Source organism: Microbacterium sp. J1-1 (genome assembly GCF_024498615.1).
Lineage (GTDB): Bacteria > Actinomycetota > Actinomycetes > Actinomycetales > Microbacteriaceae > Microbacterium > Microbacterium aurugineum.
Genome location: NZ_CP089591.1, coordinates 61845 through 72146 on the forward strand (window position 1 = coordinate 61845; position 10302 = coordinate 72146).

Consider the following 10302-nt stretch of genomic DNA (forward strand, 5'->3'; position numbering starts at 1 on the left):
CTCGGCCTCGCCTCATGATGGCAACCAACGATCGGTTCGTATCGCGAACCGTTGCTTACGAGTCGGCTCGTGGGACATTTGTGTGTCGCGTTGTGCTGATGCCTCCGATTGGAGATGACGCCGTCGTCGCGGCAGTCCTCGATACCGCAACCTTAAGAGTTCGTCTGCTCGAAGAGGACCAGGACATCGACGCGCCCGACGACGTCACCGACCTCTCCACGCAGTCGGAAGGGCGTTGGCTGCTTCGCACCTTGACCAGCGAACACGTCATCGACCTGACTGCAGGCAGCTGGGAGCGGATTCGGGGCGCCAACGGACCGAGAATAGCCGCCCCCAGCCGCGGCCGGCTTCGCTCCTTCAGCGGCGCAGCAGTAGGCGAACGGATGCACATCACTACTTCGCGTCCGATCCGTTGACCGACTTCTACTGGGCTCGAAGCTCGACTGTGACCAGCATCGACCGGCTGCCAGACCGCGCCACACCTGCTAGGGACGTTGCGCCGCAGCAACTCCGCTCGAAGGGGCAAGCGGATGCCAGCTGAAGCCATCGTCAACCTGAACATCGACTCAACGTTGAGTGCCCAACGCCAGGTGGTTGGCGCCCGATGAGTACAGGCGGCCACCATGACAACCGACCGCCACACCGGAGGAAGCAACCATGGTCGAGGCGATGTTGAACCTGCTCCGCCGGCCCCTCGCCGCGATTCTCCAGTCCCTGTTCGATGGTCCTGAGTCAGGTCAGCTCGAACTGCAGATAGCGATTATCACCCAGATGCCGGTCGCTCAAGTCCACCGTGAGGTGAACGCTCTCGCCCAGCTGGGCGTCGTCACCCATGAGGACTCCGCTTACGGGAATCTCATCCGGCTGAATCCAGGATCGCCCCTTCTCACCACGCTCCGCATCTCACCGAACGTTCGGCGCGGCGGCGCCGACCTCGTGGAGCGTCTGCCGATGCCGGGCAGTGACGTCAATGTCGCATACCTCTGGGAGGGGTCGCCGGACGAGCCGCCGCTGGTCATCGCAACGATGGACGACGAACATACCGACGAGGAACTGGAGCTCCTCAAGGATCGGCTCTTCCGGGCGATCGAGCCGTTGTTGCCGACCGAACCGCTGGTCCGTGTCTACCGGTGGATCGACTACCTATCGGCGTTCAACGCCGGCGACGACAAGCTCATCGAGGTGTGGCAGGCAGGCAGGCAACTCGCTGGCCGCGACCCGCTGTGCGCCGAGGCGGTGGTCTCGGCGCTTCGCAAGGCGATCGATCCGATTCGCCGGTCCGGGGCCTGAAATGCCCCGCTCACATCGCCTGGGCGCCCTCCCACGGCGAGAGCCTCCGGGGAGCGAAATGTTCCGGAGGCCCTCACCAAACCGGTACGAGAGTTGGACAGGTGCCTGCTTCAGGAGGCGCGGCTAGTGTGGCTTTCCCAATGGGTTGGGTTGGCCCGGGCCGGGCTTCGATGGCGGCTTCGGCGGCTGCTGCTGATTACCCATTTGCTACCTCCCTGATCGTGGAGTTGAGCGAAGCGTGGGGTTCAGCCGTTGCTTGCAGTTCGGCGACCCGAACCTCGACCCTAAGCCGTGTAATGGACGGTCCCGCAAGATGGTGGCGTTCGAATCTCCGGCATATATGCAGATCGAGCTGATGGGGCAAGGGTGGTCAACCGCGGCTGCGTCGACGGCACCATTGAACACGCTCGCACGGACCTGGTTATCGGACGGCAACAGTCCGTCGGCGTCGGCGAGCGGATGCCGGCCGGTGAGCAGCTCGTGGGCCATCATGCCGATCGACCACCGGTCCGCCCGCTCCTTCACGAGCGGAGATCCGGCTTCGGGTGCGGCGGAGGCCCACATGCCGCGCATCCTGGCGGCCACGGTGCCCGCGCCGCGGATCGAGATGCCGAGGTCGCCGATCACGAGGTCGACGGGTCCAGCTTGCACACAAAGATGTTTGCTGGCTTGAGGGTCGCGATCATTGATGTCGAGTCCATGCAGATGCTCGAGGGTGTCCACCGTCTCTGTGACGAATTCGCGCGCCAAACCGGCGCCGCCGACCATGCTGCCCCGGAGCAGTGTGCTGAGCGTGTCGAGCGGGAAGTACTCCATGGCCTCCCGGGGATCGCCGTCGGCGGTGCCGTAGTCGCGCGCTTCGACGACGTATACCGATCTACCGGCGAGCACGGCTGCTGTCGTCCGCCCGTCAGCTCGGCGTGCGCATGACTGCTTGACCCCCGTGATCGACACGTGCGACTTGTCGTGGAGGGCGGCGCCGGCATCCGAAGCTCGCGGCTGCCGGCTCTTGCGCTCCTTTCGCGGACCGATCACGTTGCTGGCAGTACCGTTGATCCGTATTGGTCATTCTGGGAGGGGCGAGTGCGGGCTTCAGAGGGGATCGCGGGACTCGGGCAGGGGCTGCATTCCGCCGTGCGTGCGATCGTGCTCGAGGCGCTTTCCCGCGGTGCCGGCGCGACCCTCCCCACGAACGCGCACTTCAAGTCGACGTGCAACATCGCGGCCGGCACGATGCAACGCGCGCTCGACCTGCTGCAGGACCGAGGTGCCCTCGCCGTCGTCTCGCGCGGGCATCTGGGCCGCGTCATCGAGTCGCTCGATGTCGGGCAGTGCTGGCAAGCGGCCGGGCTCCCGCCGGTGCGATTGCTGCTCCCGCCGCGTGGGCCCATCGAGATCGATGTCCTGGACAACCGACTCGCCGAGGATCTGACCCGCCTCGGCATACCCCACACAGTGCATCATCGGCCGGGCGGTGCGCGACGAGTCGACGCGGTCATGACCGGCGAGCATGATCTTGCCGTGGTGTCCGCGGGCGCATTCGATGGCACGATCAACGCGTCCGTCGGCGCGGAGGGCGGAGCGAGGTCGGTGCTCAGCCGCCGCCTGGAACCGGGAACCTACTACGCCGAGGGTCGGCTCGTCGTCGTCCGGATGGGCAGCTTCGAGCCGACCGGCCCGCTTCGGATCGCAATCGATCGAGGCTCTCCCGATCATGTCGTGCTCACCGAGGCCGAGTTTCCAATCGGCGCTGGTCACACGTACATCGGCACGCCGTTCCCATCGGTGCCAGCGCAGGTGCTGCGCGGCGAGGTCGACGTGGGAATCTGGCACATGACCAGGACCATCATCCCGCTCGACCTCGCCGGCCTCGCGACGGACGCGCTGTCGACCGATGCCGCGAAGGCCGCGTGGGGCGAGTTGTCGGGTGCGGTGCTCATCGGGTCACCCTCGCGCCCAGAACTCCGCAGCGTGACCGCCGAACTTCGTCTCGACGATCTGGCGGAGGTGCAGCAGGATGCGCTGCGTCGTGACGTCGACGACTCATTCGACCCCGCCGGCGGCTGATTCCTCCCCGCGCAGCAGCTCTTCCAGGTACGCGGCCACCGCATCGTCGCGATGATGCCCCACCCGCTCCCGCGCAATGCGGACAACGCCCGAGCGAGCGTTGCCCATCGCGATCGGATAGCCGATCGCAGACATCCACTCGACGTCGGTCTCACCGTCCCCGAAGCCGATGGTGACCTCCGGTGAGATGCCGAGCCGCTCGAGGACGAAGCGCAACGCCTCCACCTTCGACGCCCCGGGACTGCTGCCCTCGAGAAACGTCCCCATCGAACGACGGATGAACGGGTGCCGCTCCGTGATCGACGCGCCGTGGTCGTCCAGCAACGCGTCGTCACCGGCCAGCATCACCTTCACGATTCCGCGCGGCTCGTCCTCGATCGGGCCGATCACGACCGGCTCGTCATTCACCTCCTCGAGCAGCTCGGTGAACGCAGTGCGCTCCTCGGCGCGCATCTCGTTCGCGGTCCAGGCGATGAACTGCAGACCCGTACGGTCGGCTTCGCCGCGGATCGCCGGGATGGCTGCGGGATCGAAGGTCGACACCGTCAGGCGGGTGCCGGACCGGGGGTCGGTCACAAAGGCGCCGTTGCAGGCGATCACCGGGGCGCCGAGGCCCGCGGCGGTGGCGATGGTCACCGCGGCGTGCTCGGTGCGACCGGTCACGATGATCGGCCGGATGTCGCGTGCTCGAGCCGTGCCAGAACCCGGGTCGCGCGAGCGCTCACTCGGCGCCGCTCAGACGCGAGCGTTCCGTCGACATCGAGTGCGACGGCCCGCGGTCGTGGTCGGGCGTTCATGCGCGGCACATCCTCGAGCACCCGGCCCCCACCGCGAGGAGCGACGTTGACAGGAACTTACTGTCCTGCAATAGTTCGAGTTCGGAGTACTCCGCATCTGGAGCATACTCGATCGGCATGAGGAGAGAAGGCCCTTGACCATCGACACCACTGTCATCGACGCACTCGTCGCCGTCCTCGGCGCAGACGCGGTTTCGACGTCGCCCGAAACCCTCGAGCGCAGCAGTCACGACACGTGGCCGCTGTCGACCAAAGAGCGCCGTCGCGGTGTGCATGCCCACCAGGCCGAGGCGGTGGTCACGCTCGGGTCGATGGGTGAGATCGGCCAGGTGCTGAAGCTCGCCGGCGAGCACGGCGTCCCTGTCACCGTCCGCGGCCTCGGGTCATCGGTGACCGGGCAGCCGCTCCCGGTCCGCGGCGGCATCGTGCTGGATCTCTCCCAGGTGCCTGCGCAGTTCACCGTGGACGAGACGAACCTCACCGTGACCGCGACGGCGAGCCAGAACGGCGGAGCGCTTGAGGATGCGCTCAACGAGCTCGGGTTCACCCTGGGCCACTCGCCGCAGTCGCTGTACCGCTCGACGGTCGGCGGCTGGATCGCGACCCTCGCGACGGGGCAGTTCTCCTCGCTCTACGGCGGCATCGAGGACCTCACGGTCGCCTACACCGTTGTGCTCGCTTCCGGCGAGACGGTCGAGCTCAGCGCGTCCCCACGGGCGGCGATGGGCCCGGATCTGCGCCAGATCTTCATCGGGTCGGAGGGCACGCTCGGCGTGATCACCTCCGCGACGCTCAAGATCTTCCCCCTGCCCGAGTCGCAACTGCTGCAGACGTTCTCGTTCCCGACCGTCGAATCGGGTCTCGCCATGATGCGCGAACAGGCCGCGCTGGCCATGCGGCCGTTCCTGCTGCGCTTCTACGACACCGATGAGGCGAGGCACGCGATGGCGGATCCCGCCGTGGACACGCCGATCATGTTCGTCGGCAGCCGGGGGCCCCGGGCGCTCGCGGAGGCCGAGCTGCAGGTACTCAGCACCATCGCAGCCGGGCACGGCGGTGTCCCGCTGGGGCCGGCCGGTGCGGAAGGGTGGCTGAGGCGGCGGTTCGACTTCTCGACGGTCGAGAACCTGCTCGAGATCGAGGGCGGGTTCGCAGAGACGATCGAGGTCGCACACCAATGGAGCGACATCGCCGACCTCTACACCGACCTGAAGGAAGCATTGCAGCCGTTTGCGGACGAGGTGCTCGCGCACTTCTCGCACGTCTACACGCAGGGCACGTCCATGTACGTCATCCTGCTCGGCCGCGCGAGCGACGACGCGGAGGCGATCGCTCGGCTCCGGACCATCTGGAGCACCGCGATGGAGATCTGTCTCGCACGCGGCGCTGAACTCTCGCACCATCACGGTGGCGGCCTCGCCAGATCGCCCTACGCACGCCGCTCCCTCGGCAGCGCCCACGTCGTGCTCCAGCGCGTGAAGGGTGCGCTGGACCCGTCAGGAATCCTGAACCCCGGAAAGCTCGGACTCTGACCCGGTCCGTCGAGCGCCGTCACCCGTCGGCGCTTTCCCCCCGAGGTCTTTGCAGAGAAGACCTGAGATCTTCGCAAGAAGAAAGGCAGTGATCGTGCACATCGAAGTGTTGGATCTCCTCGCAGCCGCCGCCGGCGGGTTCCTCGGCGCGACATTCGGCGCGCTCGTCGCGTTCGTGTTCACCGGTTTCGCGGTGCTGATCGGCGTCGCGGCCCTCATCGGCAGCGGCGATGCAGCGTTCCTCAACTCCATCGCGTTCGGTCCGTTCTTCGGCCCGCATATCTCGTTCGCGGCGGGTGTCGCGGCGGTCGCCTATGCGAAGCGCCGGGGCTGGATCGACAGCGGCCGCGACATCGTCACGCCGCTGGTCAGTCTTGCGAAGCCGAGCGTGCTGCTGGTCGGGGCGGTGTTCGGCGTGTTCGGATACCTCGTCGCGCAGGTCATCGCGATCATTCCCTGGTTCGGGTCGAACACCGACGCGGTCGCCCTCACCGTCGTCATCTCCGCGATCGTCGCTCGCGTGCTGTTCGGGAAGACGGGCATCATCGGGCCGCACGTCGACGGCGCCACGGGGTGGAAGCGGTTCACCCCGAACGCGCAGCACGTGTGGCTCGCGTATCAGCAGCGCCCGCTCATGGCGGTGCTCCTCGGCCTGTTCGTCGGCGGGCTCTCCGCGTGGGCGTCGGTCACGCTGCTCGACGCGTACCCGGATGCGCCGGGAGTCATCTACCTGGGGTTCGGTGTCTCCGCGGTCTCGCTGCTGTTCCTCGCGTTCGCGGTCGAGGTGCCCGCGACTCACCACATCACGCTCGTGAGCGCCGTGGCGATCCCCGCGTTCCTGGGCGTTTCCGGCGGCGGGATCGCGGTCGTGCTGATCGGCGCCGTCGTCGGCGCCATCACCGCACTGGTCGGCGAGCTGTTCTCGCGATTCTGGCTGATCCGGGGTGACACGCACATCGACCCGCCGGCGAGCGCCATTTGGCCGATGACCACGGTCGTCCTCGCCCTCGGCGCCGTCATCTCCTGAGCGCCCCTCCCGCGAACGAAGAAAGTAGATGATGATGTCTCCTTCCGCCCCACGACTTCTGGTGATCGACGCCGGGACCACCGGCATCCGTGCCCTCGTCTTCGACGAGGCGAGCCGCGTGCTCGGTCAGGCGTACACCGAGTTTCCGCAGTACCACCCTGCACCGGACCGCGTCGAGCAGGACGCGAACGAGATCTGGGGTGCCGCATCCCGGATGATCGCCGGAGCCCTCGAGGGCGCGGGTCTCGCGCCCGACGAGGTGACGGCGATCGGCATCACGAACCAGCGCGCCACGACCGTGGTGTGGGACCGGCGTACGGGCGACCCGGTCACCCGGGCGATCGTCTGGCAGGACACCCGCACGGCCGAGCGAGCGAGCGAGCTGGCCGCGGAGTGGGGCGAGCGCGTGTACTCGCACACCGGGTGGTCGCTCGCGCCGGTGTACTCGTCACTCAGCCTCGAGTGGCTGCTGCAGAACGTGCCCGAGGTTCGCGACCTCGCGGCGAGCGGCGACCTTGCGTTCGGCACCATTGACTCGTGGCTCATCCACCGGCTCACGGGCGGCGCCGAGCATGTCATCAGCGCGTCGAACGCCTCCGTGACCGGCTCATACGACCTCCTGACCGACCGGTGGTACGGCGAGTGGCTCGAGGCCCTCGGCATCCCGGTCTCGATCTATCCCGAGGTCCGCGACGATTCCGGCCACCTCGGGACCACGAGCGCGCAGGTGTTCGGAGCCGAGGTACCGATCGCCTCGGCGATCGCGGATCAGCATTCGGCGCTGTTCGCACAGGGGTGCATCGAGCCGGGCATGGTCAAGTGCACCCACGGCACCGGCACCTTCCTCGATATGACGATCGGCACCACCCCGGTCATCGACACGGCCAGCGGGCTGACCTCGCAGATCGCCTGGCGCCGGAACGGCGAGACCGTGTACGCGCTCGAAGGATACGCCGGCTCGACCGGCGCGGCGGTCCAATGGCTCCGCGACGGAGCGGGGATCATCTCCACCTCGGCGGAGTCGGAGGAGCTCGCGCGGAGCGTCCCCGACAACGGCGGTGTCTACTTCGTGCCCGCACTCACCGGCTTGTCCGCGCCCTATTGGGACCTCTTCGCGCGCGGCACGATCTTCGGCATCAGCCCCGGGACGCAGCGCGGTCACCTGGCGCGCGCAACGCTCGAGGGCATCGTGTTCTCCGTGCGCGACTTCATCGAGGTCATGAGCCGCGTCTCGGGCAACGCCATCGCTCAGATCGCGGTCGACGGCGGTGCCTCTCAGAACAATCTGCTCATGCAGATCCAGGCCGATCAGCTCGGCACGCGGGTCGTCCGCCCGAAGAACACCGAGGCAACGAGCGTCGGCGCGGCGCTCATGGCGGGGCTCGCAGTCGGTGTCTGGTCGACCCCGGAGGAGGCGTTGGCGACGCAGGACACGGACGCGACGTTCGAGCCACAGCTCACCGACGAGCAGCGGGCGGCGGACTATGCCGTCTGGACGCGTGCGGTTGAACGCTCCAGGGGGTGGTTGAAGAAATGAAGCGAGCGTCGCGCGCCGAAATCTCGGGCCCGCTCTTCGATCTCGTCGTCGTCGGAGGCGGAATCACGGGCGTCGCCACGGCACGCGACGCCGCCCTCCGCGGCCTCTCGGTCGCCCTGATCGAGAAGGACGACTTCGCGGCCGGCACATCGAGCCGATCGTCGAAACTCATCCACGGTGGCCTTCGCTACCTCGAGTCGTATCAGTTCCGGCTCGTGGCCGAGTCGCTCCGCGAACGGGAACGATTCCTGAAGATCGCACCGCATCTCACCGAAGTGCGGCCGTTCCTCTACCTCCTCTACGACGGCTACCCCGAGAGCCGCTTCAAGCTCGATCTCGGTCTCACGTTCTACGACGTCGCATCCGGCGCGTGGCGCAAGCGCCGACACCGGATGCTGAGTCCCGAGCAGGTGCTTGCGCGCGAACCGCATCTCGCGCGCGAAGGCCTCCGCGGCGCGGGCATGTACTACGACGTCCTGACCGACGATGCCCGGCTCACGGTCGAAACCGCAAATGGCGCCGCCGAGGCGGGTGCCGTCCTGATGAACCACGCCGTCGTCGAGTCGCTGATCCTCGACAACGGGACGGCTCGCGGGGTCGTCGTGAGGGACCTGATCGACGGCGAGCCGGTCGAGGTCCACGCGCGGCGCGTCGTCAACGCGACCGGTCCGTGGACGGACCGCACCCGTGCGCTGGAACACACCCGGAGCACACACGCGCTCCGCCCGACCAAGGGCGTGCACATCGTGCTGAAGAAGCGCGACTTCCCGCTGAACACGGCCGTCTTCCTGCGCTCGCCTGACGATCACCGGGTCGTCTGGCCCACGCCGTCGCTCGAGGACGATGTCGTGTACATCGGCACCACCGACACCGACTACGCCGGAGACCTCGACGACGTGCACGCCGATGAGCGGGACATCCGTTACCTGCTGAACGTGGCCAACCGCACCATCCCGGATGCTCGGCTCACCGAGAGCCACGTCGTCGGGACCTGGGCCGGCCTCCGACCGCTGGTCGCGCCGCCACCGGGCGTGAGCGAGAGCAATACGTCGCGCGAGCACGAGATCACCACGGGCCCGACCGGGATGATCACGATCTCGGGCGGCAAGCTCACGAGCAGTCGCCTGATGGCCAAGCAGGTGGTGGATGCGGCTGTGGCGAAGACCCACGCCCGGAAGAGCGTCGCGGGCGCGACGCCGCTTCCTGGGGCGGATGCCTCGAGCATCGCCGAGGCGCGCCGCTCCGCCGAGACGGAAGGAGTCCCGGCCGATCTCGCAGCGGTCTGGATCCGCCGCTACGGCGCGAACGCCCAGCGGATCATCGAGCGATGGGTGCGCGACCCCGAGAGTCGGGAGCTGATCGGCGACCGCCTGCTCACGCGGGCCGAGATCGAATACGCCGTCGACGCGGAGATGGTGGTGTCGCTCTCGGATCTGCTGGTCCGCCGGACCGCCGTGTTCTTCTGGAGCGACGACGGCGGCCTCGCCTCGGCGGAGCCGATCGCCCGCGAACTCGAGCGGCTGGTGCCCTGGCCCCCTGGCCGACGCGAGCGTGAGATCGAGGAGTATCGGTCACTCGTCCTGCGCAATCGCCCCCGGGGCTGACGAGCGGCGAAGACGATCGCCGGTCTGCGGGGAAATTCCCTCCAGTACCGACGTCACGAACCCTCAGGCGCGCTCGCGGACCCTTTGGTGTTCCTTGCCGGTTCGGGATCGGTTGGTGTGATGGGCTGAATAGACGCGACGACGAGACGAGGCGGTTGATTGCGGATTTCTGCTCGCAGCGGCCGCGGTCGGCGGCCTACATGGAGCACGCCTCCATCTCGGGCGCCGAAGGCGGCTGCCGGGGCGAAGTCGATCCCCATCATCGATCGCCCCTGCCGGCCCCGGGTAGGCATTCGCGGGGCGCCCGATAGGTCGGAAATTCAGCTGAGATCGCGATCGAAGACAATCTCGGCCTCACCGGCGACCCTATCGGCTGCCTCGCGCGGATTCCCTGCGTCAAGCGCAGCTTCGAAGGCCATCAATGCGGCGAGGATGGCACTCCTTGGCG

Annotated in this window: 9 protein-coding genes; 7 read left to right on the forward strand and 2 right to left on the reverse strand. The window is 67.7% G+C overall.

The features are described from left to right. Positions 1–98 precede the first annotated feature (98 nt). Together LRQ07_RS18445 and LRQ07_RS18450 are read left to right on the forward strand one after the other, a co-directional pair. A complete protein-coding gene (locus LRQ07_RS18445) occupies positions 99–416 on the forward strand; it encodes a hypothetical protein (protein WP_256536491.1) in 318 nt (105 codons plus the stop codon). 241 nt (positions 417–657) lie between these two features. Beyond that, positions 658–1290, forward strand: coding sequence for a hypothetical protein (locus LRQ07_RS18450; RefSeq protein WP_256536492.1), 633 nt, complete (start codon positions 658–660; stop codon positions 1288–1290). 207 nt (positions 1291–1497) lie between these two features. On the opposite strand, the gene LRQ07_RS18455 is transcribed toward LRQ07_RS18450, so the two are convergent. After that, positions 1498–2325 carry a protein kinase domain-containing protein gene (locus LRQ07_RS18455; protein ID WP_256536493.1) on the reverse strand — a complete coding sequence of 276 codons (828 nt, stop codon included), beginning with the start codon at positions 2323–2325 and terminating at the stop codon, positions 1498–1500. 48 nt (positions 2326–2373) lie between these two features. Here LRQ07_RS18455 and LRQ07_RS18460 point away from each other — a divergent pair, with 48 nt between their 5' ends. Next, positions 2374–3357 (forward strand): YhfZ family protein, encoded by a 984-nt coding sequence (locus tag LRQ07_RS18460; RefSeq protein WP_256536494.1) that lies wholly within the window; start codon positions 2374–2376, stop codon positions 3355–3357. On the opposite strand, the gene LRQ07_RS18465 is transcribed toward LRQ07_RS18460, so the two are convergent. Next, on the reverse strand, positions 3334–4020 hold the full coding sequence (locus tag LRQ07_RS18465) for an HAD hydrolase family protein (RefSeq protein ID WP_256536495.1): 687 nt from the start codon (positions 4018–4020) through the stop codon (positions 3334–3336). The genes LRQ07_RS18460 and LRQ07_RS18465 overlap by 24 nt on opposite strands. Positions 4021–4288: 268 nt before the next feature. Here LRQ07_RS18465 and LRQ07_RS18470 point away from each other — a divergent pair, with 268 nt between their 5' ends. From LRQ07_RS18470 to LRQ07_RS18485, 4 genes are all read left to right on the forward strand, one after another. Then, entirely contained in the window at positions 4289–5686 is a 1398-nt protein-coding gene (locus LRQ07_RS18470) for an FAD-binding oxidoreductase (protein WP_256536496.1), read from the forward strand. A gap of 88 nt (positions 5687–5774) precedes the next feature. After that, positions 5775–6713 (forward strand): hypothetical protein, encoded by a 939-nt coding sequence (locus tag LRQ07_RS18475; RefSeq protein WP_256536497.1) that lies wholly within the window; start codon positions 5775–5777, stop codon positions 6711–6713. A 31-nt stretch (positions 6714–6744) separates the two neighbouring features. Next, a complete protein-coding gene (locus LRQ07_RS18480; RefSeq protein ID WP_256536498.1) occupies positions 6745–8250 on the forward strand; it encodes an FGGY family carbohydrate kinase in 1506 nt (501 codons plus the stop codon). After that, complete coding sequence (locus LRQ07_RS18485; protein WP_256536499.1) at positions 8247–9854, forward strand: glycerol-3-phosphate dehydrogenase/oxidase; 1608 nt, start codon at positions 8247–8249, stop codon at positions 9852–9854. The genes LRQ07_RS18480 and LRQ07_RS18485 overlap by 4 nt, the downstream gene beginning before the upstream one ends. Positions 9855–10302 lie beyond the last annotated feature (448 nt).